22 protein-coding genes are annotated in these 24,408 nt (G+C 54.5%); 7 read left to right on the forward strand and 15 right to left on the reverse strand.

From position 1 onward, the window contains the following. Window positions 1-75: 75 nt before the first annotated feature. Window positions 76-714: a stringent starvation protein SspA gene (gene sspA / locus Q3O59_RS00430; RefSeq protein ID WP_305943732.1), complete on the forward strand. Its 639-nt coding sequence runs from the start codon at window positions 76-78 to the stop codon at window positions 712-714. Between the two features lies 1 nt (window position 715). Next, window positions 716-1,147 carry a ClpXP protease specificity-enhancing factor gene (locus tag Q3O59_RS00435; protein WP_305943733.1) on the forward strand — a complete coding sequence of 144 codons (432 nt, stop codon included), beginning with the start codon at window positions 716-718 and terminating at the stop codon, window positions 1,145-1,147. 3 nt (window positions 1,148-1,150) lie between these two features. On the opposite strand, the gene Q3O59_RS00440 is transcribed toward Q3O59_RS00435, so the two are convergent. The 3 genes from Q3O59_RS00440 to ilvY form a co-directional block, all read right to left on the reverse strand. Further along, entirely contained in the window at window positions 1,151-3,925 is a 2,775-nt protein-coding gene (locus Q3O59_RS00440; protein WP_305943734.1) for a tetratricopeptide repeat protein, read from the reverse strand. A gap of 88 nt (window positions 3,926-4,013) precedes the next feature. Continuing rightward, entirely contained in the window at window positions 4,014-4,775 is a 762-nt protein-coding gene (locus Q3O59_RS00445) for a hypothetical protein (protein ID WP_305943735.1), read from the reverse strand. A 129-nt stretch (window positions 4,776-4,904) separates the two neighbouring features. Beyond that, complete coding sequence (ilvY, locus tag Q3O59_RS00450) at window positions 4,905-5,783, reverse strand: HTH-type transcriptional activator IlvY (RefSeq protein ID WP_305943736.1); 879 nt, start codon at window positions 5,781-5,783, stop codon at window positions 4,905-4,907. A gap of 149 nt (window positions 5,784-5,932) precedes the next feature. On the opposite strand from ilvY, the gene ilvC reads away from it, so the two are divergent. Both ilvC and Q3O59_RS00460 read left to right on the forward strand, forming a co-directional pair. Then, window positions 5,933-7,417 carry a ketol-acid reductoisomerase gene (ilvC, locus tag Q3O59_RS00455; RefSeq protein ID WP_305943737.1) on the forward strand — a complete coding sequence of 495 codons (1,485 nt, stop codon included), beginning with the start codon at window positions 5,933-5,935 and terminating at the stop codon, window positions 7,415-7,417. A gap of 215 nt (window positions 7,418-7,632) precedes the next feature. Next, complete coding sequence (locus Q3O59_RS00460; RefSeq protein ID WP_228594418.1) at window positions 7,633-8,067, forward strand: methylglyoxal synthase; 435 nt, start codon at window positions 7,633-7,635, stop codon at window positions 8,065-8,067. Here Q3O59_RS00460 and mnhG read toward each other — a convergent pair. Genes mnhG through Q3O59_RS00495 form a run of 7 tightly spaced genes read right to left on the reverse strand, consistent with a single transcriptional unit; the run spans window position 8,064 to window position 13,876 of the window. Continuing rightward, on the reverse strand, window positions 8,064-8,447 hold the full coding sequence (mnhG, locus tag Q3O59_RS00465; RefSeq protein ID WP_305944428.1) for a monovalent cation/H(+) antiporter subunit G: 384 nt from the start codon (window positions 8,445-8,447) through the stop codon (window positions 8,064-8,066). The two genes, Q3O59_RS00460 and mnhG, sit on opposite strands and share 4 nt — an antisense overlap. Further along, entirely contained in the window at window positions 8,440-8,724 is a 285-nt protein-coding gene (locus Q3O59_RS00470; protein ID WP_305943738.1) for an MrpF/PhaF family protein, read from the reverse strand. The genes mnhG and Q3O59_RS00470 overlap by 8 nt, the downstream gene beginning before the upstream one ends. Further along, window positions 8,721-9,194, reverse strand: a complete 474-nt coding sequence (locus Q3O59_RS00475; RefSeq protein WP_305943739.1) for a Na+/H+ antiporter subunit E — start codon at window positions 9,192-9,194, stop codon at window positions 8,721-8,723. The genes Q3O59_RS00470 and Q3O59_RS00475 overlap by 4 nt, the downstream gene beginning before the upstream one ends. Beyond that, on the reverse strand, window positions 9,191-10,693 hold the full coding sequence (locus Q3O59_RS00480; RefSeq protein ID WP_369812333.1) for a Na+/H+ antiporter subunit D: 1,503 nt from the start codon (window positions 10,691-10,693) through the stop codon (window positions 9,191-9,193). Before Q3O59_RS00480 ends, Q3O59_RS00475 begins: the two co-directional genes overlap by 4 nt. Further along, the gene (locus Q3O59_RS00485; RefSeq protein WP_305943740.1) at window positions 10,693-11,037 is read right to left on the reverse strand and encodes a Na+/H+ antiporter subunit C; all 345 of its coding nucleotides are present in this window, start codon (window positions 11,035-11,037) and stop codon (window positions 10,693-10,695) included. The genes Q3O59_RS00480 and Q3O59_RS00485 overlap by 1 nt, the downstream gene beginning before the upstream one ends. Then, on the reverse strand, window positions 11,034-11,477 hold the full coding sequence (locus Q3O59_RS00490) for a Na+/H+ antiporter subunit B (protein WP_305943741.1): 444 nt from the start codon (window positions 11,475-11,477) through the stop codon (window positions 11,034-11,036). Before Q3O59_RS00490 ends, Q3O59_RS00485 begins: the two co-directional genes overlap by 4 nt. After that, complete coding sequence (locus Q3O59_RS00495; RefSeq protein ID WP_305944430.1) at window positions 11,474-13,876, reverse strand: putative monovalent cation/H+ antiporter subunit A; 2,403 nt, start codon at window positions 13,874-13,876, stop codon at window positions 11,474-11,476. The genes Q3O59_RS00490 and Q3O59_RS00495 overlap by 4 nt, the downstream gene beginning before the upstream one ends. Window positions 13,877-14,459: 583 nt before the next feature. Between Q3O59_RS00495 and Q3O59_RS00500 the strand changes: the two genes are divergently transcribed. The 3 genes from Q3O59_RS00500 to Q3O59_RS00510 are packed head-to-tail and all read left to right on the forward strand — an operon-like array spanning window position 14,460 to window position 18,189. Further along, window positions 14,460-15,440 carry an extracellular solute-binding protein gene (locus tag Q3O59_RS00500; protein WP_369812345.1) on the forward strand — a complete coding sequence of 327 codons (981 nt, stop codon included), beginning with the start codon at window positions 14,460-14,462 and terminating at the stop codon, window positions 15,438-15,440. Window positions 15,441-15,474: 34 nt separating this feature from the next. Next, complete coding sequence (locus tag Q3O59_RS00505; protein WP_305943743.1) at window positions 15,475-17,112, forward strand: ABC transporter permease; 1,638 nt, start codon at window positions 15,475-15,477, stop codon at window positions 17,110-17,112. Between the two features lie 12 nt (window positions 17,113-17,124). After that, entirely contained in the window at window positions 17,125-18,189 is a 1,065-nt protein-coding gene (locus Q3O59_RS00510; RefSeq protein WP_228589550.1) for an ABC transporter ATP-binding protein, read from the forward strand. Here the strand turns inward: Q3O59_RS00510 and Q3O59_RS00515 are convergent. The 5 genes from Q3O59_RS00515 to Q3O59_RS00535 all read right to left on the reverse strand — a co-directional run bounded on the left by Q3O59_RS00515 (window position 18,183) and on the right by Q3O59_RS00535 (window position 24,290). Then, a complete protein-coding gene (locus tag Q3O59_RS00515) occupies window positions 18,183-18,797 on the reverse strand; it encodes a DUF2799 domain-containing protein (protein WP_305943744.1) in 615 nt (204 codons plus the stop codon). The two genes, Q3O59_RS00510 and Q3O59_RS00515, sit on opposite strands and share 7 nt — an antisense overlap. Before the next feature lie 63 nt (window positions 18,798-18,860). Next, on the reverse strand, window positions 18,861-20,741 hold the full coding sequence (locus tag Q3O59_RS00520) for a putative bifunctional diguanylate cyclase/phosphodiesterase (protein WP_305943745.1): 1,881 nt from the start codon (window positions 20,739-20,741) through the stop codon (window positions 18,861-18,863). Between the two features lie 111 nt (window positions 20,742-20,852). Beyond that, window positions 20,853-21,620 (reverse strand): substrate-binding periplasmic protein, encoded by a 768-nt coding sequence (locus Q3O59_RS00525; protein WP_305943746.1) that lies wholly within the window; start codon window positions 21,618-21,620, stop codon window positions 20,853-20,855. A 196-nt stretch (window positions 21,621-21,816) separates the two neighbouring features. Next, window positions 21,817-22,977: an E22 family MetX-like putative esterase gene (locus Q3O59_RS00530; protein WP_305943747.1), complete on the reverse strand. Its 1,161-nt coding sequence runs from the start codon at window positions 22,975-22,977 to the stop codon at window positions 21,817-21,819. 11 nt (window positions 22,978-22,988) lie between these two features. Beyond that, on the reverse strand, window positions 22,989-24,290 hold the full coding sequence (locus Q3O59_RS00535; protein WP_305943748.1) for a GntP family permease: 1,302 nt from the start codon (window positions 24,288-24,290) through the stop codon (window positions 22,989-22,991). Between the last annotated feature and the right edge of the window lie 118 nt (window positions 24,291-24,408).

Here is a 24,408-nt window from a genome sequence, read left to right on the forward strand (position 1 = left end):
CATCTGATTTGGATTCTATTTTGATAACAGGGGCCTGATGGCCCCTTTGCTGTTTATTGTAAACCGGAGGAATGCATGGCGATTTCAGCCAACAAACGCCCTGTGATGACACTGTTTTCTGCTGCTGATGACATGTACAGTCATCAGGTACGCATCGTACTGGCAGAGAAAGGCGTCAGTGTTGATATTCTCCAGGTCACTCAGGATAACCTGCCTGAGGAGCTGTATGAAGTGAATCCTTATGGCAGTCTGCCAACCCTGCTGGATCGGGAACTGTCGCTTTACCAGGCTCAGATCATCATTGAGTACCTGGATGAACGCTTTCCACACCCACCCTTGATGCCGGTGTACCCGGTTGCCCGTGGTCAGGCTCGCTTGATGATGTACCGTATTGAAAAAGACTGGTACGCACTGGCCGAGAAGATCCTGAACCATGACGAGGATGCCGAACAAGCCCGTCAGGATTTGACGGAAGGTTTGCTGGCCGTCGCCCCGCTGTTTGATGAAGCCCCATTCTTTATGAGTGAAGAGTTTGGCTTGGTTGATTGTTACATGGCAGCCTTGTTGTGGCGTTTGCCCAAGCTTGGCATTGAACTATCCGGTCCCGGCAGTAAAACCTTGCTGAACTACATGGGACGGTTGTTTGATCGCGATTCTTTCCTCGCCTCCTTGACCGATGCCGAACGCGAGTACCGGCGCGCTAAAGGAGTCTGAAATGACACCGAACCGACCCTACCTGCTGCGCGCTTTTTACGAGTGGATAGTGGACAACGACTGCACGCCTTACCTGGTCGTGGATGCGGAGTACCCGGAGACCCGGGTACCGCAGCAGTTTGTGCAAAATGGTCAAATCGTGCTGAATCTGGCACCATCCGCCGTTGCGCAAATGCAAATGGGCAATGAGGTGATCAGTTGCAGCGCCCGCTTTGGCGGTCACCCCTTTGCGTTGCACATACCGGTTAGAGCTGTGCTGGCAATTTACGCCAAGGAAAATGGTGCTGGTACCGTCTTTACCCTGGAGGACGATGAGGGTTTTGAGCAGGAGCCTAGTTTGGAACCTGCAGCACCTGCTAAGGCTGACAGCAAGTCAGAGCTGCAAAGCAAAACTCCCGCCAAAAAGAAAGGCCATCTTACCGTTATCAAGTGATGGTCACTGTGTCAAAGCCGACAAGCGTTTTTGAGCGCGGTCGGCCAATCCCGGGTGGTCGTCATTTGCACTAAGCTGACGCAATAGCCGAATGGCTTCTTCCTGTCGTTCCAGACCAAGCAAGCAGACTGCAGTGAGATACAACACTTCAACATTGCCGCTATCGAGACTGTGAGCACGTCGTAACAACGGCAGTGCTGTTTCGTACTCCTTTGACTCAATCAGCGTCGACGCGTAGGTGGTCAGCCGGCCAGGATGCATTGGCGTGATGGAAACCGCTTGCTGGGCAAACCCCCTGGCTTGATCGGGCCTTTCCGCAAGTATGGCGATCGCCAGGTTATTCAGTAAGGCTGGATCCTGTTGATAATGACCCTGCTCAAGCAGTTGCTGGTACAAGCTGGCAGCGGTTGAGTGATCAGCATGATTCATTGCGTGCTCGGCATAGAGACGGCGTAGCCAAAAGTTATCCGCTGCTTTGTTCAGCTGCCGCTGTGCCAAACTACTAAACTGAGCCGCCAGTGCATCATCCCGAGCAAGTTCATAGAGCTCGGCCCAGGCCCGGCGATAGTCTGGATCAAGGGTGATGGCTTGCTCTAACAACTTAGCCGCATCAATTAAAGTACCCTGGCGTTGAGCGATGCTTGCCTGCAAACGTAAAATATCGGGTGAGTGCACAAATTGTTGGGATAAGTTAGTGAGGTAGGCCTGAGCGGTATCCAGTTGGTCTTGCTGCAGCAAAACCTTGACCAGCTCCAACTGATAGAGCAACACGTCCGGATGCGTTGCACCCAGCTGCCGGAATACCGCTTTGGCTTCTGTTGGCTGGTTCAGAGCCAGGTAGCGTTGGCCGATTTGGTACCAGATGTCGGCGGTCAAACCGGGCTGTTTCGCAAGGTTGCCAAGGGTTTGGTTGGCTCGGTTGGGCTGATTGAGCCGGGTTTGGATTTCAGCTTGCAACAACAGCCAATCTGGTGCCATAAACTCCTGGCGAAGTGCCCGCTGCACAATGGCAAGGGCTGCTTCATACTGCCGCTGGCTCAGGTAATGTTGTGACAGCAACTCTGCTGCGGGGCGAAAATACTGGCGGTTCAATAACTCATGAAGGCGTGTTTCAGCACTATCAACCTTACCCAATTGAAGCTCTGTGGCAGCCAAAAGTGTGATGGCTTTCAAATGGCGGGATTGCTGCTGCAGCATGGTTTTTAGCAGTGCTTCGGCTTGCTGAAAATCCTGCTGCTGGAAATACAGGTTGGCCTGGGTTAAGCGGCCGGCAAAATGATCAGGTTGCTGTGCAAAGAGCTGACTTAGCAGCTGCTCGGCATCCTGCCAGTGGCCTGACTTAAACCGGATAGCGGCCAGTAGACTCAGGTTATCGGCACTGGGTTCGATGTTTAGCAGTTCCGAGCCCAAAGCTGCGGCTGCTTCAAGATCCTGTTGCTCCAACAGCAATAAGGCTTGCTGCAGCAGCACCGGAGCGGATGCTGTCGATGCCATCCGACCCAAAAAATCGCTGGCAGAAGCCGCGCCTTGTTGCCTGGCAATACGCTGGCTCTCCAGCAGAATTAAGGCTTCATGGCCAGGGTATTGACCGCGCGCTTGGGTCAGCAATTGATCGGCGGCCTCATTGCGTCCGAGCTGCTGCATTAGCTGGATCTGTAAAGCCAACAGTTGCGGTGACCGCTGCACACTGGCTGGGTGTTGCTCCAGAAAGCGTAGGGTCTGAGCTCTTGGCCGGTGGCGGCGGTAAATATCAGCCGCCATACCCAGAGCCGTTAAATCCTTGGGTGCCAGCTGCAAATAGCTTTCAAAATCACGCAGTGCTTGCTCGGTGTTGCCCAGCAGGTAGCCAGCTGAGGCACGTAGAAACAGTTGTTCCGATTGATCGTCAAAGTGCGAGGATGGCAACGCAGCAAGATCATCATGCAAGCTCTGTAAACTGGTTAGGGCTGTTGCGTCCTGACGCAACATGGCAGCCAGGAAAGCTGAAGAAAAACGAATATAGGGATCGAGCATGCCTTGCTGCTGCATCGTGTCCAGCAGCTTTTGAGCCTCCTCGAGCTTGGCCATGGCGATAAAGGCCGCACTTAAGGAGCGCATTATGACCGGATCATCCGGTGCCTGCTGCCAGGCTTGTTGGTAAGCCTTCGTTGCAGCAGGAAAGTCGTCCTGCTGTCTTAACAAGTCCCCTTTTAAACGCCAGCTGTCCGCGCGCTTAGGATCCATGTCCATGGCCATTGCCAGCAGCGACTCAACTTCAGCAAAGTTTTGCTGTTGCAAGTGCAATGCGGCTTTGGCATTCAACAATTGCACCTGATCTTGCCTTGGGATTGCAGCTGCGGTTGTCAACTTTTCTGCTGCCAGATCAAAGTTACCATCCCGGCCATGGACAGCGGCAGCACTAAGCAGCCACCGAAATCGATGCTGTGGCTGCATACCACCCTGGTTTTCCAGCCGTAAAATTGCATTAAAGTATCGGCTAATCTGATAGCTGGTTAGCAAAGATGGCAGCATCAAATTGATGTCGGCGCCTTCAGTTAACGCTTCCTCGTAGACATAAATGGCTTCAAAAAAACGGCCTTGTTGGAAAAAGATATCGCCGAGTAATAGTTTGGCGGGTAAGTGATCGGGCTCTTGATGAAGTACGTGCCGTAAGTGAATAAAGGCGCTGCCATAGTCTTGCTGTTGAAACAGCGATAGGGCGGTCTCAAAGTTGTATTGCTTATCGGCATGCACCAAGGTAGACAACAACAACAATACTGCGGACAAAGCAAACTTCATGGTAAGCCTCACAGACTGATAACAGATCACGGACTTGCTGAGATAAAAATAAAGGGGCCAAAGCCCCTTTATGTAGATACGAAAGCTTTTAGGCTAGCTTAATTTGCCGACGGCGTCCGCGCAACAACAACAGACCCAGTGCCAGCAAGCCAAGAGAGGCCGGTGTCGCAACATCGGTGGTCGGCTGATTAAATACAGTGGTCAACGAGCTGAACTTAAATTTATCTCTGTCGTAAAATAAATCTGAGCTTTGGTTAAAGTGATGGTTGTAAGCACCAATTAGCCAGGTGGTTTTGGCAATGCCAGAAACGACAGTGTTACCACTGACCTGAACCTGAGCGGCATCGGAAAAGTCGGTAAGACGCATTGCGCCGGCTTGGCTTGCATTGCCTGAAACTAACTGAGAGTTGCTGTAAGCAGATTTGACACTGGTCAGAGCCGCGATGTCGGACCAATTTTGAGTGCCAGCAAAAGGATTGCTGTCAAAGCCTGCGACTGACAACCATGCCTGTCCGGCGCTGCCATTCCACTCATTCCAACTGGTCATCAAAGCGCCGAGCTCAACCGCGCGATCAAACTCGAGCAAAATAAATTGCGAGCCATTGAAGCTGTCAACACCGTGTCCATTGACATTGGTACCATAACTGTTCAGGTAAAAATTTGATTGCGCAACGGTGCCATTAGTGGCGGCGGAGGACCAGGCCGTCAGGGTTGCAGAGTTGCCCAGGTCCGACTGAAGAGTGACACTGGAGTTCCAGCTGCCGTTGCCGGTGAAGTCCCAGGTTTCAGTGGTGGCTGCATTAAGGGTAAAAACCATAAAGGATGCGGCAAAGGTAACTAACTTCAACATACAAAGTCCTTATCGTAAAACTACTGGTCTGAATATAAGCAAAATTCATTCCAACATGTTAGCTACTGTTTTCAAAGAAGATATTCATTGATGGTCGCAGCTGTTGTCAAATATACTGACGATCTGGTCCTACCTGGTGGCCACTTGCCAGAAGGCTTTTAGCAGTGGCTCTTCATTGCGCTTGCTCAGTAGGCAAATACCTAGATCAAAATCGGTGAAATTGTAACCGATCCTTAGCGGTTTGACACGATCTTTTACCGGACTGTGCTGGACAACCACTTCGGGTACCAAGGCAATGCCAGTTCCAAGCGCAACCATACTGACCATGGCCTCATGGCCATCGACTTTGGCCACCACGCAGGGGCGAATGCCACTGTCGCTCAGCCAGCGATCAAAACGACTGCGTGCGGGCCCTCTTTCAGGCTGAATCATCGGAATGCTCGACCAGTTCAGCGGCTGCTGTGCCAGTGCCTCGCTGACTTTGCCGGGCAGGGCTGGAGCAATCAGGCTTACTGGCAGCCGACAAATGCTGTGAAAAGCCATGTTCGATGGCAATTGCTCTGGCCGGGCTGCCAGTGCAATGTCGACTTCTCCGGCGCGGACCTTTTCCACCGCTAGTGCAGCATCGCCGGTGGTGAGTGTGATATCGGCTTTCGGGCACAGCACACGGAACTTATCCAAAATGGCGGGCAGGTGACTGTAGCTTGCTGTCACGGTGCAAAATAGTTTGATTTCGCCTACCAATTCCGCGCTGCTCAGCGCAAGGTCCAATTGCAACTGATGCCATTCGTCCAGCCATAAGGTAGCAAATTGCTGCACCCGCCGGCCTTCCGGTGTCAGGCGGACAGAGCGCTTATCGCGGATAAAGAGCTGGGTACGAAGCTCTTGCTCTAAGCGTTGGATCACCCGGGTCAGTGTTGGGGGGCTAACATACATTTGCTCGCTGGTCTTGGCGAAGCTTAAGCTGGATGCCAAATGCAAAAACAACTGGGTGCTGCGAATATCCATACTTTTATTTCATTTTGTGAAATACTGAATTCAGAATAAATCACTTCATGCAATAAGTACAGTCGGCTATGATGCTTTCATCAACGCAGCAGCTTTGTCTGCCAGAGCCAGAGTGGCTGGCCAGCGTACCAGAATTTTAGAGACACAGTATGAGCAACTATTTTAACAGCCTGAACTTACGGCAGCAGCTGAAACAGCTGAAACAATGCCGCTTTATGGATCGCAGTGAATTCGCCGATGGCTGCAACGCGATTAAAGACTGGAACATTGTCATTGTTGGTTGTGGTGCCCAAGGTTTAAACCAGGGACTGAACATGCGCGACTCTGGGCTGAACATTAGCTACGCACTGCGTGAAGAGGCTATCCGTGAGCAGCGTGCTTCGTATCAGAAAGCAACCAGTAATGGTTTTAAAGTGGGCACTTACCAAGAGCTGATCCCCACCGCGGATTTGGTACTGAATCTGACCCCGGATAAGCAGCACAGTGCGGTGGTTGATGCCGTCATGCCGCTGATGAAAGAAGGCGCAACTCTGGCTTACTCGCACGGTTTCAACATCGTTGAGGAAGGCAAGCAAATCCGACCGGACATCACTGTTATTATGGTGGCACCTAAATGCCCGGGTACCGAAGTTCGGGAAGAATACAAGCGTGGTTTTGGTGTACCGACCTTAATTGCCGTGCATCCTGAAAATGATCCAAAAGGCCAGGGCTTGGCCATTGCCAAAGCCTATGCGGCGGCAACAGGTGGTGATCGGGCCGGTGTCTTGCACTCGTCCTTTATTGCCGAAGTAAAATCAGACCTGATGGGCGAGCAAACCATTTTGTGTGGCATGCTGCAAACCGGTTCTATTTTGGCGTTTGATCGGATGGTAGCCGATGGCATGGAGCCGGGCTATGCCGGTAAGTTGATTCAACAGGGTTGGGAAGTCATCACCGAAGCACTGAAGCATGGTGGTATCACCCACATGATGGATCGGCTGTCTAACCCGGCCAAGGTCAAAGCTTACCGCCTGGCTGAGCAGTTAAAACAGCAGTTGCGTCCTTTGTTTGAACAGCACATGGACGACATCATCAGCGGTGAGTTCTCGCACACCATGATGGCCGACTGGGCCAACGATGATGCCAACTTGCTGCGCTGGCGCGAGGAAACCCGCCAAAGTGGCTTTGAGCAGGCGCCAGTATCGGATGAGCAGATTGCTGAACAAAGTTATTTCGATCGCGGTATTTTATTGGTTGCGATGGTCAAAGCCGGGGTTGAACTTGCCTTTGAAACCATGGTGGACGCAGGCATTATCGCCGAGTCAGCCTACTACGAGTCGCTGCATGAAACACCTTTGATTGCCAACACCATCGCTCGCAAACGTTTGTATGAGATGAACGTGGTGATTTCGGATACGGCTGAATACGGTAACTACTTATTCGCCAATGCGGCTATCCCGCTGCTGCGTGATACCGTCAACAGCCTGCCGGCAGAGCTGGTAGGTAAGGGCCTGGCTGCCCCTCAGGCAGGGGTGGACAATCTGGAGCTGATTGCCATCAATGACGCTATCCGCACTCACCCGGTGGAGCAAGTCGGCAAAACCCTAAGGGGTTACATGACGGCGATGAAGAAAATTGTCGCAGCAGAGCACTAAATAGCGTGGAGCATGAAACGTCATCCTTGCCGTTTCGTGGTGCCGCCAACGAATGATGTGGTCAACGGTGAGTTGCAAAGCGCCAGAAGCGCAGCAACTGCCGGACCAATAACGATGTTATACGTGGACCTTGGTTGTTTGCCCTGCTTTGCAGGGCTTTTTTTTTGCGGTGCATTTGGTTATGTTGACAACAGAATGAAGCCTGGAGGGCCGGTATGAAGACAATTGCTTTGGTAGCACACGATGGCAAGAAGCAAGAGTTGTTGCAGTGGGTGCAGGCCCATGCAGATTTTTTTGTGGGTAAACAGCTTTACGCCACTGGCACCACAGGCGCGCTGTTGGCAGAAAGCCTTGGGCGGGAGGTCCATTGCCTGGCCAGTGGTCCACTGGGAGGGGATCAACAGATAGGTGCTTTAATTGCAGAGCAACAAGTTGACTGGTTGGTATTTTTTTGGGATCCGCTCAGTTCGCAACCGCATGATCCGGATGTGAAAGCCTTGATTCGGCTGGCTGTGGTCTGGAATATCCCGGTGGCCTGCAACAGAGCCACCGCTGATTTTATTGTGCACTCCAGCTTGCTGCAGCAGGACTACCAGCGCAGCGTGCCGGACTTTAGCCAGCACCAGAACCGCTTTAAGACAGCAACCTAGGGTTTGTCTTGCAGATCCTTAATGTGCTCTGGGCTGTGCAGCACATGGGTTTCTTCGTCGTAGCGGCCATGCAGTTCGTCTTTCACGGTTTTGTCCCACAAAGGGACGCCAATGAAGTAACCGGCGCGCCCAATGGCGTGCGCGGCGATGGGGGAGGTCAGGGTGGTGAACGCCATTACCGCCAGCGCGCGTAAGACCACACCACTGTCCAAAAAGAACAGCATCACGCCACACATAATCAGACCGGCGCCAAGCACACCGGACTTGGTTGTTGCGTGCATCCGTGTGAGCAAGTCCGGCATCCGGAACACACCCAAGGAGGCAACCAGCATAAAGAAGCTGCCAGCCAGCACAAAAAAGGCTGCCAGAATATCAGTGATCATCGCGGTGACTCCCTTTTTCCAGGTAGCGGGCAAAACCGATGGCGGCTAAAAATGCGGTCAGTGCCAGCACCATGGCAACGTCAATAAAGGCATCGCGGCCGGTCCGTATGGCGTACAAACCAATCAGGCCCACCGTCATCGAGGCAATCAGCTCCAACGCCACTACCCGATCAGGCAGGGTCGGTCCTTTGAATAAACGCCACAGCGCAAAGAATAGGGCTGCACTTAAGATGGCAAAGCACAGCCAGAGGGTATAATCGAGTACCGGATTCATCGCATCACCCGTAGAATTTTAGTTTCCATCCGCTTCAGTTCATTCATCACTTCTTCCTCGTTGTGCAGATACATGATGTGCACGTAGAGCACCTTGCGATCGGACGAAACGTCCAGGCTCAGTGAGCCCGGGGTTAATGAAATGGCATTGGCCAGCATGGTGATCTCCAAATCGGTTTCAGCCCGCAGAGGCATGGCGATAACACCGGGCTTCATCAGATGAATCGGAGTCAATACATCGTAGGCAACTTTCAGGTTGGCCAGAATCAACTCTTTGGTGAAGAACACCACAAAACTGAACATGCGCGGCACCCGCAGCCGGTACTGGCGGACATCGGGGTGTTGACGAAACACCAGCACCAACACCAGGTAGGCGATGAAAAAGCCAATCACCAGGCCACCTGCGTTCATGGTATCGGTTAAGGCAGCCCAAATCAGCGCCAATACCAGGTTAGCCAGTAACACATTCATGGGGATGTCCTCCCTAAGACCGCTTCAATGTAGGCCGCTGGGTTCAGCAGCTGCTGGGCGGCAATTTCCGCAATCTGATACATGGGTTGGGCAAAGACACCCAGCGCTACTGTTAACAGGGCCAGGATGCCAATGGAGGCGTAAATCAGCCCATTGCGGGTTGGTGCCGGCACCGGTGGGTTTGGCTCCGGCGTGGCCTTCCAGAAGGCTTCATTCCAGATTTTGATCATCGAATACAGGGTCAGCAGGCCCACCAACAAGGCGATGCCAATGGCCCACCATGAGCCGACTTCAACACCGGCTTTGATCAAGATAAATTTGGCAAAGAAACCCGACAGCGGTGGCACCCCTGCCAAGGATAAGGCGGGCACAAAGAATAAAATCGCCAGGCCAGGATGTTTGCGGTACAAGCCACCCAGCTTCTTTAACTCAAAGCTGCCGCCTAAGCGGTAGATGAGGCCAGATGTCAGGAACAAGCTGGATTTCACCACGCTGTGATGCACGATGTAAAAAATCCCACCAATCAGCGCCAGTGGCGTAAACAAGGCCAGCCCCAGCATCATGTAGCCAATCTGACTGATGCTGTGGAAGCTCAGAATGCGGCGGATTTCAAATTGTGCCGCAGCGCCCAAAACGCCTGTCAGCATGGTAAAGACGCCCATCCAAAGCAGGACCTCGTGGGTAAAGCCGGTATCGGCGGTGAAAATCAGTGTGAAAACCCGGTACAGCGCATAGACCCCGACCTTGGTCAACAAACCGGCGAAAATCGCCGAGACGGCCACCTGGGGCGTGTGGTAGGAGGCCGGTAGCCAGAAAAATAATGGAAAAGCAGCGGCTTTAATGGCAAAAGCGATTAAAAACAGGCTGCCGATCACTGTCACCATTTTCTGGTCTTCCAGGCTGGCCAGTTTCACGGAAATATCGGCCATATTCAGGGTGCCGACCAAGCCATAGGTTAAACCAATGGCCGTCAGGAACAAGGCCGATGACAGCAGGTTCAAGGTGACGTATTTGATGGCCCCTTCCATTTGTGCCCGCTCGCCGCCTAAGATAAGCAAAGCAAAGGAGGCAACCAGCAGCACTTCAAACCAGACGTAGAGGTTAAAAATATCCCCGGTTAAAAAAGCACCATTGACGCCAGCCAGCAGTAGATGCAGCAGTGGGTAGTAACCAAAGCGTTCGAAGCGTTTGCGGATGGTTTTTAAGCTGTAGAGGGCGGTGATAAACCCAAGCGTTGATGCCAGCAACACCATAATGGCGCCCAGCATGTCGGCGACCAGCACAATGCCAAAAGGAGCCGGCCAGGAGCCAACTTCCAGCACCTGAATGCCGACTTCGAGTGTATGCAGCAGCAGCCACACAGCGCTGATCAATAAAATGGCGGTGCCTATGGCACCCAGCCAGCGCTGGGCACTGTGGTTGTTCAGCAGGGTAAGGGACAATGCGCCGATCAGGAGCGGGATGATAATCGGCAGAGCGACCAAGACTTCCAGATCCATCAATCGGTTCCTTTCATTTCGTTCATATCATCGGTTTGCACCACCTCGCAGGCACGGTGGATCAGCACCACCGCAAAGGCCAGTACGCCAAAACCAATCACAATGGAGGTCAGGATAACGGCTTGAGCCAGCGGATCGGCTGCGGGCCCGTCAATCACCAGCTGACCTTCCGGGATCAGCGGCGGAATACCACGGTTGAGTCCGGCCACGGTAAAAATCAGCAAGTTGGCGGCGTTGGACAGCAGTATCAGCCCGATAACCAGTTTCACCACGGAGCGACGCAGCATCATGTAGATGGCCGCGGCATAAAAGGTGCCAATCAGAATGGCCATTAAGGTTGTCATGAGTGTTCAGCCTCCGCCAGAGTAAAGACCACGGTGAGCACGGTACCAATCACCCCCAGATAAACACCAATATCAAACAGCAGTGGGGTGCTGAGTTTAAATTCGCCAAAGACCGGCAGATCCAAGGTCCACCACTGAGCGGTAAAGAAGGAGTCACCGACCAGCAAGGGCGGAAAGGAGGCGATGGTCGCCAGCACCAGGCCAATGCCGACCAGCTGCAACGGGTGCACCCGGAGCATATCGCGGGCTGCTTTGTAGTCTTCAGAAAATAATTTCAATGCCACAGCAGCAGCGGCGACCAGGCCACCGATAAAGCCGCCACCGGGCTCATCATGGCCTCGTAACAACAAAAACAATGAGAACAACACCAGCAGCGGTAGCAATAAGGAGCTGCCGGTGTTCAGAATCAAAGAGCGCATATTAAAGCGACGCGGTTTCATGAGCTCTCTCCCTGGTTGGTGGACGCTTTCGCCGTTTCGTCGGCCTTGGCTTTTTCCTTTTGCGCCCGGCGCAGGTTAAAAGCTGCCCGGCGATCCGAGTTGGTAACTGGCAAGGCTCCGGTGCGTAGGTGAATCATTGCATAGACACCGATGGCGACCAGTGCCAGCACAAAGAGTTCACCCAGCGTATCCAGGGCACGGAAATCCACTAAAATGACATTGACCACGTTGCGGCCATAACCGAGCGGCCCGCTGTTTTCCAGGAAGTAGTCGGAAATACCGTCCAGCTGGCGGGCGCCGGTGATCACCAGCACCAGCACCGTCATCAGCAGGCCGGTCATGCCCGCGATAACGGCATCGCGCAGCCGGTTGGCGGTCGACGACAAGCTGCGGAACTCGGGCAAGCGGTACAGCACCAGTACCAGCAGCAGCACCGTGATGGTTTCAACCAGCACCTGGGTAATACCGACATCGACCGCGCTGAAGAAAACGTAGAGCAGGGCGACACCAAAGCCAAGCGCCCCCAGCATGGCCACGGCTGCCAGAAAGGAGCGGACCAGCACCGCAGTTAAAGCCGCCAGAATCAAGACCAGGATGACAGCGACTTCGTGCACCCGGATATCCTGAATGCTGAGATTCAGCTCCAACTGATTGACCCGTAACAAGGCCCAGCCAACGATGATGATCACGGTGCCAAGGGTGGTGATCAGGTAGTTACGCAGGTAACCATTTTGCAGGGTTTTGGTCTGCCAGTCGGCAAACTGAGTCATGCCCAGCATCAGGCGCTCGTAAATCACTTCCGGGCCAATTTTCTCTGCCCGCTGCATAAAGTCCGTGGCCTGACGCCAGCCATCCCAGACTTTAAACAGCAGCAGGCCCAGCGCCAGGCTGGTTAAGCTCAGCATCAGCGGCAGGTTAATGCCGTGCCACAGCGCCAGGTACAGCTCGATAGGCTGGCCGTAGACGGCTGCTGCCGCTGCTGCCAACAGGCCTTTGTCAGCCAAAAAGGGCATCAGACCAAACAACAGTCCCAGGCTGGCTAAAACGGCCGGCCCTATCAGCAGCGCAAAATCAGGATCCTTTGGCTTTTTGGGCGTCTCAACCGCGGGGCCAAACCAGGGTTTGAGTGCCATTACCGCTGCCACCAGTACCACCAGTATATTGGCAACCACAGTGGCAATGGTCAGGCCGATGTGCCAGCTGGATGCGGTCAGCACCGCCTCGAGCAGCAACTCTTTGCCAACAAAGCCAAACAACGGGATGATGCCTGCCAGCGACAAGGATGCCAGCACCGCCACCACTGTGGTTTTGGGCATGCTGTGGCGCAAGCCGCCTGCTTGTTGGAAATCTTTCACACCGGCTGAATGGTCCAATATACCGGCCACCATAAAGAGTGCACCTTTGTACAGTGCGTGAGCCAGCAAGAAGGTTACCGCCGCCAGAGCCGCTTTTTCGGTGCCCAGCCCCAGCAGCATGGTCAGAGTTCCCAATGCCATCACGGTCGAGTAAGCCAGTACCCGCTTTACGCCAGTAGCCCGGCTGGCCAGGAAAATGCCAGTGAGCATGGTCAGAGCACCAAAGAAAGACAAGGTCAGCAGCCAGACCTCGGTGCCACCTAAGCCCGGGCTCAGGCGCGCCAACAAATAGATGCCCGCTTTGACCATGGTTGCCGAGTGCAGGTAGGCCGAAACCGGCGTCGGGGCTGCCATGGCGTTGGGTAACCAAAAATGAAAGGGGGTTTGGGCCGACTTGGTAAAGGCGCCGAGCAACAGCAGGATCAGCATCGGCAGGTACAGCGGATGCTCGGTCAGGCCATCGGCGGCTAAAATTTCGCTTAATTCAAAGCTGCCACCGACCAGCCCCAACATAATCAGGCCGGTCATTAACGCCAGGCCGCCCAGCACCGTGACCATCAGGCCCTGATGGGCTTTTTTGCGCGATTCTTCCTGCTCATGGTTAAAGCCAATCAGCATAAAGGACGTGATGGTAGTCAGCTCCCAGAACACGAACAGGCTGATCAGGTTATCGGACAGCACCACGCCCAGCATGGAGCCCATAAAGCCGAGTAAAAAGATAAAAAAGCGTCCCAGATCCCGGTGCTTTTCCAGATAACGGCCACCGTAGGCCAAAATAAAGAAACCAATGCCGGTGATCAGCAAGGCAAAGAGCAGGGAGAGGCCATCCACCAGAAAGCTGAGATGAATGTTCAGTCCCGGGAACCAGTTGTAGCTAAACTGCAACTTTTCGCCCTGACTGACCATCGGCAGCATGCTGGCAAAGTAAGCAAACAAGGTTGCCGGTAACAGCGCAAGCGCCCAGCCGCTGTGACGTCCGGTAAAGCGATGCACCCAGGGGGCAAAGCAAGCTAAAATAAAGCATGACAGCACGGCCATCAGCATCATGTGTCGCTCCTTTGAAAACAAGCACGCAGTGTATAACGAATTGTATTATGGCCTAATTTACAGTGCCATGCTAGCAAAGCCCACTGGCAGCCGCTTTGCTGCAACTGAATGAATTGCTTTAGGGCGTGTTGACCTTTGCTGTTTGTTTTTGCAGCTGCTTGGCTGGTATTTATACAAGGCAAAGGTTGTAAGGTGTAGTTATTCTACATGAAACAAGCTTTAACGCAGTAGAAATGCCAGCCAAGCGCTGCCCGAAGGGTTCGTCTGGCGACGCTCTGCTCTTTGTCACTCGTCACTTATTTAGAATCACTAAACTACGCTCCTCGTTTCGCGATCAAAGCGCCGCCAGAGCGAACAAAACCTAAACAGCAAAGGTCAACACGCCCTCGCCTACCATGGCTTTTTACTGCCGCGGCTGCAAGTTCGATTAATTTAGCAAAAGCAGCGCTGAATACCTGAAAAGTATTATTGAGAATCGTTCTCATTGGGTTTATACTTGCCGTCATCATTTGATTGAACGACCTTTTCAGCTGGAGTTGCTATGCGTTTTGCGGCGGTTTTGTTGTGGTGCAGTGCCTGGATGCTGGTTGCGGGCCAAAGTACGGCGGTGTTCAGTGCCGAAGTCAATGTGTATTCCGCCCGGCAGGAAGAGTTGATCAAACCGGTGCTGGATGATTTTACCGCCAGCACCGGCATTCGGGTGAACCTGATTACCGGCAATGCCGATGAGTTGATTACCCGCATTGTCAGCGAAGGGCGTAACAGTCCGGCCGATTTGCTGATCACCACCGATGTGGGCCGTTTGTACCGGGCCAAGCAGCAGCAAGTATTGCAACCGCAGCAATCGGAGTTGCTGCAACAGGCCATCCCTGCTCATCTGCGGGACGATGCCGGCTACTGGTTCGGTCTGACGGTGCGCGCCCGGCCGGTGCTCTATGCTGCAAAGCGGTTGGACGAGGCGGACAAAGCCGTGTTGCACGACCTGACCCACGAACGCTGGAGCGGCCGTATCTGTGTCCGCAGCTCTGGCCACATTTACAATCAATCGATGGTGGCAGCCAAGCTGGCACATCACGGCACTGCAGCAACCGAGCAGTGGGTTCGCGGTCTGGTACGCAATTTTGCCCGCCCACCGCGCGGTGGTGACCGGGATCAAATCCGGGCTCTGGCAGCCGGTGTCTGTGATCTGGCCATCGCCAATACCTACTATCTGGCTGGCATGATGAATGACCCGCGCGATCAACAAGCTGCGGCTGAGGTGGCGGTGTACTGGCCTGAGCAAGATCGGCTTGGTACCCACATCAACATTTCCGGTGCCGGTGTGGCCACCCATGCACCCAACCCTGCAGCCGCGCTGCAACTGCTGGAGTTTATGGTGCAGCAAGACAGCCAACAGTGGTATGCCGAAGCCAACCACGAGTACCCGGTTCGCCCCGGTGTGGCTTACAGCCAGACTTTGCAATCCTATGGTGACTTTAAAGCCGATACTCTGCCACTGGAGCGGCTGGGAACTTTGAATGCGGAAGCATTGCGCTTAATGGACAGAGCACGTTGGCGCTAGTTGGTTGTTGCTGTAGTCGCTGTAGGCCCCTCCGGTGTTAAAACAATTCGGGTGGCGACCTGATCCCTGGCGCTGGCTGGTAGTGATACCAGCCAGCGTGTTGGCTTTGCCGGTACTGGTGATTTTGCTGAGCCTGCTGCAGCCGCAGTGGGAGGTGTGGTCGCATTTGCGCCAGACCGTGCTTTGGCTCTACATCAGCAACTCCTTGCTGTTGGCTTTTGGGGTCGGCTTTGGTGCCTTATTCCTTGGTACCGGCAGTGCCTGGTTGGTTTCGCAGTACCAGTTCCCGGGCCGACGCTTGCTGGAGTGGATGCTGCTGTTGCCACTGGCGATGCCGGCCTACATCATTGCTTATACCTACACCGGCTTGCTGGACTTTGCCGGGCCGGTGCAAACCCAGTTGCGTGATGCATTCGGCTGGCGTTATGGCGATTACTGGTTTCCGGAAATCCGCTCCTTAGGCGGCGCTATTCTGATGCTGTCGCTGGTGCTCTATCCTTATGTCTACATGCTGGCCCGCAATGGTTTTCGTGAGCAGGCCGCTTCGCTGCAAGAGGCCAGCCGTACTCTCGGGCTGACCACCCGGCAGCATTTTTGGCAAGTGGCCTTGCCGCTGGCGCGTCCCGCCATTCTGACCGGTACGGCACTGGCGATGATGGAAGCCTTCGCCGATTATGGCACCGTGCAATACTTTGGGGTGGACACCTTCACCACCGGCATTTTCCGCACCTGGTTTGGCCTGAACAACAGTCTGGCTGCGGCGCAGCTGGCGGCGATGCTGAGCAGCTTTGTGCTGTTTTTGTTGGTGTTGGAGCAATGGTCCAGGCGCAAAATACGCTATTACCATCAAGGACAAAAAGACAGTCAGGCCCCGCGCAAAGTATTGCAAGGCCCCAGAGCATTGGGGGTGTTGGCACTTTGTCTGCTGCCACTGGTTTTTGGTTTTGTGGTGCCGGCCACACAATTGCTGATCTGGGCCTTGGCGACCTGGCGCGACACCCTGGACCAGCGCTTTTTGCAATTGGTGTGGAACAGTTTCTCGCTGGCGGCCATGGCAGCGCTGTTGGCGGTGTTGCTGGCGTTGATTTTTGCCTATGCCCGGCGGCTCAGGCGTGACTGGCTGGTGTTGGTGCCGGTGCGCCTGGCGGCGCTGGGCTATGCCATTCCTGGTACGGTGATCGCCATTGGTGTGATGCTGCCGCTGGCATTTTTGGATCGGCATATTGATTTGCTGGCCGAGCAATGGTTTGGTATTCGCACTGGCTTGCTGTTTTCCGGGACCTTATTTGCGTTGCTGTTGGCGTACAGTGTGCGTTTTCTGGCGGTCTCGCTGCACAGCATCGAAGCTGGCCTGGAGCGTATTCGCCCCAATATGGATCAGGCGGCGCGCTCCCTGGGGTGCTCGCCGCGCCAGGTGTTGTGGCGGGTGCATGTCCCGCTGTTGCGTGGTAGTGTACTGACAGCCTTGCTGTTGGTGTTTGTCGACGTGCTAAAAGAGCTGCCGGCAACCCTGATTTTGCGGCCCTTTAACTTCAACACCCTGGCAGTGCGTACCTTTGAGCTGGCGTCCGACGAACGTCTGGCCGATGCGTCTTTATCGGCGCTGGCGATTGTGCTGGTTGGGTTATTGCCGGTGATTATCTTAGCCCGCTCCATGGAGCGGGCGCACTAAAACGGACGAACTATGCTGGTATTGGAGCAACTTGACGTCGCTTATGGCACCCATACTGTGGTGAAAGACATTACCTTTTCGCTGTCAAAAGGCCAGATTGGCTGTCTGGTCGGTCCCTCGGGTTGTGGCAAAACCACCTTGCTGCGCGCCATTGCCGGCTTTGAGCCCGTCGCTAAAGGGGCGATTCGACTGGCGCAAGGTGTGGTTAGTGCCCCCAATCACGCCTGTCCGCCTGAACAGCGCAAACTGGGCATGGTGTTTCAGGATTTTGCGCTTTTTCCGCACCTGACCGTCGCTGAAAACATTGGTTTTGGCATCAAGCAACTAAGCCGCAGTGCACGTCAGCAGCGTGTGCGGGAGTTGTTACGGCTGGTCGGCTTGCCCGATCTGGCCGAGCGCTACATCCACCAATTATCGGGTGGTCAGCAGCAGCGGATTGCCCTGGCCCGGGCGATAGCGCCCAAACCCGAAGTGCTGTTGCTGGATGAACCCTTTTCCAGTCTGGATGCGGAGCTGCGGGAGTCGCTGGCGCGCGATATCCGGCAGATTTTAAAACAGGAGCAGATGACCGCCGTGATGGTGACTCACGATCAGTTCGAAGCCTTTACCATGGCGGACTTGATTGGGGTGATGGAGCATGGACGTATGCAGCAATGGGCGACCCCTTACGAGCTGTATCACAAGCCGGTGAATCGCTTCGTTGCCGACTTTATCGGTCGCGGAGTTTTGCTGGCGGGTAAGATGCTCGATAGTCAACGGGTTCAGACATCCTTTGGTATTTTCCGGCAGAGTTACCAGCCGGGTCTGCAGCAGGGGGATAGCGTCGATGTGCTGATCCGGCCGGATGATATCGTGCACGACGATGACAGCGGAGTGACTGCCAAAGTGCTGGAAAAGTCCTTTCGTGGTTCCCACATACTCTACAGTCTGGAGCTGCACAGCGGCGATCAGGTCTATTGTCTGGCGCTCAGTCACCACAACCATGCGGTGGGTGAAATGATCGGCATTCGGCTCGATCTTGACCACATGGTGGTGTATCCGCGGTTGGCATCAGCCCATGCAGAGCTGGCTCAGTAAAAAGAAAACGCCTGCTCCAGCTCGATGATTTGGTGCTGTAAACCTTCAAGTTGCAGCTCCAATTGGGTACGCTGACGCACCAGAGCGGCTTGTTGCTGCCGGTGTTCGCTGATCTCACGGTACAGTTGCTGCCTGCCTTCCGGCGTCTGTGCATCGCCAAACATTAAGGCTTCTTTGTCACGGATCTGTTCGGCCAACTGCTGGTAGTCGTTATCCAGCTGTGTTAGTTGGCGCTCACTTTGTTGTGCCTGCTGCCGTAACAAGAAGATGCGGCGGCCGGCATCAAAACCCAGTAAAAAGTCGGCTTCGGCCTCCCCCTGACAAACGCCCTGGTAGTTTTGACCGGAGCGGCCATATTCAAAACCATTGCTGGTGCGGCAAAACAACTGCAAGCCCTGGCGATGGCCGCGCTGGTACAAAGCCAGATCAGGCACCACCTGGTGTTTGGCGCAATCCTGGCGATAGGTATCGATGCGGGCAGGTGAACGGCCCTGCACCCCATCGGCATAGCCCAGGGTTTGCCAGTCTGCTTGCAGGCATTCGTCTTTACTCAGGGTGGCACAACCTGTCAGCAACAGGCCGGCAGATAACAGTAGGAGTCTGTGCATGGGGATCTCACCGGATTGGAATGGCTTTACCTTAAAAGAATCCGCGCTTTACGACAACTGATTTTAGCGCTGCTGCTGTAAGTACTGTAAAAAGTCGGGGGCTGGCAGGGCTTTGGACCAAAGATAGCCCTGAGCGGCGTCGCAGCCCCATTGCTGCAAGCGTTGCATGGTGGCGTCATCCTCCACCCCCTCGGCCACAGTGCTGAGCTCCAGGCCTTTGGCCAGCTGAATAATCGCCTTGATCAAAGGCTCATCCCGTAAAGATACCGAAAGCGAACTGATAAAGGACTTATCAACCTTCAGGCTTGAGGCATTAAACTGGCGCAAATACCCCAGGTTGGAGTAACCGGTGCCAAAATCATCAATAGCAAAGGTGATGCCGAGTGCGCCAAGCCGTTGCAATTGGTTTTGCACCAGCTGGGTGTCGTCAATCAGCAGCGATTCGGTTAACTCCAGTTCGAGAGCCGTTGCCGGCAGGCCACTGTTGGCCAGAGCCGCCAGCAGGGTTTGTTGCAGTTTGCCATCCCGAAATTGCAAGGGGGATAAGTTCACCGCAACCCGAACATCAGGAAAGCCTTGTTGACGCCATTGTTGGCAGTCGATGCAGGCCTGTTGCAGCACCCAGGCACCGAGCTCCAGGATCAGGCCACTGCGCTCCGCCAGTTCAATGACCTCGGCCGGGTTGATAAAACTGCCATCGTCCTGCGGCCAGCGTAGCAAGGCTTCTGCTCCCAGAATTTGCTGGCTGCGCAGGCAGACTTTGGGTTGGTAATAAAGCGCAAAGCTCTGGCTTTTCATGGCCGCACGAATGCGTTGCAGTAAATTAAACTTGTCGGTATTGGCCTGATCCATGGCGTCGTTGTAAAAGCACCAGGTGTTGCGCCCCTGTTCTTTCGCGTTGTACATCGCCATATCGACTTTGCGGCACAGCACATGAAACTCAATGCCATCGGCCGGCACAGTGGCAATGCCTACCGAGCCAGAGACTTCAACTTTGGTTTGCATCAGGGTGAAGGCTTCGGTGCTTTGCTTTAGCAAGCGGGACGCCAAATCGGCCAACTGGCTGTCATCGTCGTTACATGGGCTAAGCACCATAAATTCATCGCCGCCAAAGCGGCAGAGCACATCTCGCTCTGACAGTTCGTCTTGCAACCGCTTGGCCAGCTGCTGCAGCAACTGATCGCCGGCGGCATGGCCCAGGGCGTCATTGACCGGTTTAAAATTATCCAGATCCAGAAACAACAGTGCCAGACGCTGCTGGTTTTGCAGGCAGTCCAGTTGCATTTGCCGAAACAGTTGTTCGCACAAGTTGCGATTAGGTAGGTCGGTCAGTTTGTCGTGCATCGCCAGACGCTCAAGCTGCTGTTGCGTTTCGCGCACCCGCTTATTCTCCTGCTGCAGGGCACGCAAAGAGCGGTGCAGATCCTGCGCCATCAGCAAGACACTAAAGCCAATGATGCTTAAAATGACACAGATATAGAGGATATGGCGCCAACTATCGGCCGGCAGGTAGGGTACCAGCCAGCTTTGCATGCTGGCATAACCCATGGCCGCAGAGGCCAGTATCATGTAGCTCAGTAAGGAGAGAAATAAGTTACGGCTGCCTAAAATTGCTGCAAACACAAGTACGCCGGGGAAACCTACCACAGCAAGATCCCGAATGCCGCCGGAAGCGACGGCCAGCCCCGTCAGCATCAACGCCATCGACCAGAGTAAAATGTAGGCTGCCAGCAATGAGCGTTGCCACCAGGCGGCCGCGAACGCCATGCCTAAAAAAGCAGCGCCAGTCAGTAAGAAAGCCTGAGTCAGGCCGGATGAAACGGTGGCTGCCAGCAAGACACCACACAAAGTTGCAGCGGATATTTGCAGCAAGCGTCTGGATCGCAGCTCCAGCAGGCTGTCTTCAGAATGTGTGGCGCTGGGCTTCTCGGGCGCTGCAGTCATCAGCTAGCGGGCTCCTTCAAGGGGGCAGATATCAAAGATAAGTGAACTCGCATTAAAGCGCAATGGCGTACAGCTGCATGCAGGCTGGTCAGCCCGAAAAGGGGAATGGCATTACTGTGGCTTCGGTGCAGACTGCAGGCTGCGCGCATCCGGTAACAATCGCTGTTTTATTTGCGCCAGTTCGCCGCTCTCCTTAAGCTGCATAATGGCCTCGCTAAAAGCCTGGCTTAAGGCTTCCCCTTGTGGGTGCTGGCGGGAAAACAAGAGATAGAGGGGTTGCTGCTCAATCGGTGGTTCTACCCAATCAATGTAGGGCAGAAACTCGGGAAACTCATGATGCAGCAAATAAATGCCATTGAGTTTATCACCGGCCATCAGGTCGACTCTGCCTGCTCGCAGCAACACAAACAACTGTTCTTCACTGGAGACCTGATAATGCCGGATCCGGGTTTCCAGCAGTCCATCCGGGTGAGAGTAGCCCAGCACAGAGCCATAGCGTACGCCTTGATGCACCAGGTCCAGGTAGCTATCAAAGTGGTAATGGCTATCGGCGCGTTTAAAAAAAACAATGGCGGTTTGGTAAATAGGTTCCGGAAAGTAAAACGCCTGCTCACGTTCGTCGGTATGTTTGACCCCAAGCACCGCCGCATACTGGCCGAGACGGCTGGCTTGCATGGCTCTGGCAAAGGGCATGTAATGGATTTCGACTGGTTGCTCCATCTTATCAAAGGCGGCCTGCATAATGGCGGTCAAAGCCCCGCCCTCTGGCAGGTGCTCGCCAGTATGTGGACTGTAATCGGAGCTGGCAATTAACAGGGGTTCGGCCCAGATAACGTAGCTGGCAAGCAGCAGACCAAACCCGATGGCAGTCGCTTTCATGGCACCGGATGTCGCGGTTACTTTGTTTTAGTATGGCAGAAAACGTTAGGGCGTGTTGACCTTTGCTGTTTGTTTTTGCAGCGAACAAAATCTAAACAGCACAGGTCAACACGCCCTAGAGCGCGACAAAAGAAAGGCGCCCATCAGGGCGCCAAAGTGGGCAAAGCAACCAGGAGAGCAGCCCAAAACACCGCAGTTAGTCGGTCAGAAAGTCGCGCAGTACATCCGCCACGGCCGCCATGCCAACCACGCCATCCAGGTGCCCCCAGATGCCGGGGATTTCATGGTAGTGGACTGTTCTACCGGCGGCTTCCAGCGCTTGTTGGGTGGTACGGCTCATTTGTGGCAGCAGCAGCTGATCGCCGGCAGCAGGCAGCAACAGGGTCGGTGCTTGCACCTGCTTTAAGGCTTGTTGCCAGTTGTCCCCCATGCCGGCTCGAAAGAGCTGGGATGCACGCACCAGATAGAGGATATGGTTGGCATCCTGGTAAGCTGCGCGGATGGCAGCGTGCTCACGCAGTTGCTGCCAGGCAGAAAACTCCGCTCGTATGTCCTGATGGGGCGCTGCATCGGTGTAGGGCGCCGGGTAACGCAGGTTGAAGCCGGTGGGGTAGACCGCATCCTGAATGATGTAGGATAACGCCGTGATCAAGCCTTCGGTCGGTTGCCCAGTGGCGTAGTAATCGCCGTTGTTCCAGGCCGGATCGGCTTTAATCGGGTAAGCCCAACGCTCCAGGCGAACGGCTGCCCAGGCATCGATAAAGGCGCTGCCGATCACCGGCACTAGCCGCTCTACTCGTTCCGGATAACGGGTTGCCCACTCAATGGCCTGAAAAGAACCCATCGATGGCCCGATCACCGCATGCAGGCGTTCAATGCCCAGGCTATCGAGCAAAGCGCGTTGCACCTCGACAAAGTCGCCAATGGTGACTACCGGGAAGTCCAGTCCCCAGGGTTTGCCGGTGGCTGGGTTGATGGTGGCCGGGCCTGTGGTGATGACGTTGGGGTCAAACACATTGGCATTGACCAGGGTATCGACACTGATGACATAAAAGCGGTCGGTATCGATGGCTTTACCCGGGCCTATGATGGCATCCCAATAGCCTGGAACAGGGTCATCGGCACTGTACTTGCCCGCTGCATGGGAACTACCGGAAAAAAAGTGCGTGATTAAAATGACATTGTCTTTGGCCTCATTCAGCTGGCCATAGGCTTCCCAGCCCACCTGAACCGGCGCAATGACCTGGCCATTTTCGGTGGTGAATTCGGCGATTTCAAAGCGCTGTTTTTCGACCAGCATGGCCTTGGCCAGGCCGCTGAACAGCAAAGCGACGAGCAGCAGACTACGAAGCAACATGCGTTATCTCCTTAAACTAATTGGAACAGGCCAATGGCGACAAAAACGCCGGCCAAAGGCACCAACACACTGACCACCGCTACCGGCCAGTAGGCGTTTTGGTGGGTTTCACCACAAATAGCACGAATGGTGGTGACGACATAGCCGTTGTGCGGCAAGGAATCGAGTGCACCGGACGAAATAGCCACCACCCGATGCAATTGTTCCGGGTCAACCCCACGGTCAAGGTAAGTCGGTGCAATTTCCGGCAGTGCAATGGCCTGGCCACCGGAAGCAGAGCCAGTCAGACCCGCAATGGCACTGACGGCTACGGCAGCCCCCAGCAGCTCAGGGCCAGGCAGATGCGTCATGTAGTCGACCACACCGGCAAAGGCTGGTGTTAAGCGAGCGACACTGCCAAAACCAACTACGGCTGCCGTATTGCCAATCGCCAGCAAGGCACCCAGTACCCCTTCGTTGGTTGCAGCGGCCGGATTGCGTAAAAACTTCATATTGAGCAGGTACAAGCTGCTGACGCCGCCAGCCAGCGCCACAATCAGCGCTGCCTGTTGCAAGGACTCATGCAAAAAGAACGAGAGGGTGAGTACCACCAGCAGGGGGATAATGCCAAAAATAGGGTTGGGCAGGTTGCGGTCTTCCACCTCGGGATCGCTGGCGCGTTGAATAAAATGCTCGCCCTTGGCCACCGCTTTGCGGATCATCCACATCAGGCTCATGTAGCCGCTGATGGCCATAATGACCGCCACTACCAGGCTGACTTCCCAACCGGCATAGGGGGTGGTGCCTAGGTATGGGATGGGGATCCAGTTCTGGATTTCCGGTGAGCCCGCCGAGGTCATGGTAAAGGTCACCGAGCCCAGTGCCAGTGCTGCCGGGATAAAGCGTCTTGGCAGGTTGGCGCCTTTAAACAAGCTCACCGCCATCGGGTAGGCCGAGAAGGCCACCACAAAGACGCTGACGCCGCCATAGGTCAAGACCGCACAGGCCATCACTACTGCCAGCACCGCCCGGGTGTGGCCGATGCGTTTGACAATCGCCAGCGCCACTGCATCGGCAGCGCCGGTGTGCTCCATCAGCTTGCCAAACAAAGAACCCAGCAAAAACATTAAAAACCAGGCGGCGACAAAGCCAGAAAATCCACTCATGTAACCATGAACAAAGTCGACCTTATCGGCGATATCCCAAAAAGGAATGCCATTGGTGGCGGCCACCATCAGTGCGCACAACGGCGCTGTGATAAAGAGATTGAAGCCCCGCATCGTCAACACGATCAACAGCAGCAACCCCAGGATTAACCCGAATAACCCCAGCATGCAAAATTCCTCGTTTAATTTTGATTCAGTGTGATACAACAGCCTGACTCAGGCCATAGTACTAAGGTACAGGTTAAAAATTCTGCATTTAAGCCTACAGTAGGGGCGTAATGTTAAC

Source organism: Alkalimonas delamerensis (assembly GCF_030717955.1).
GTDB classification, from domain to species: Bacteria; Pseudomonadota; Gammaproteobacteria; order Enterobacterales; family Alteromonadaceae; genus Alkalimonas; species Alkalimonas delamerensis.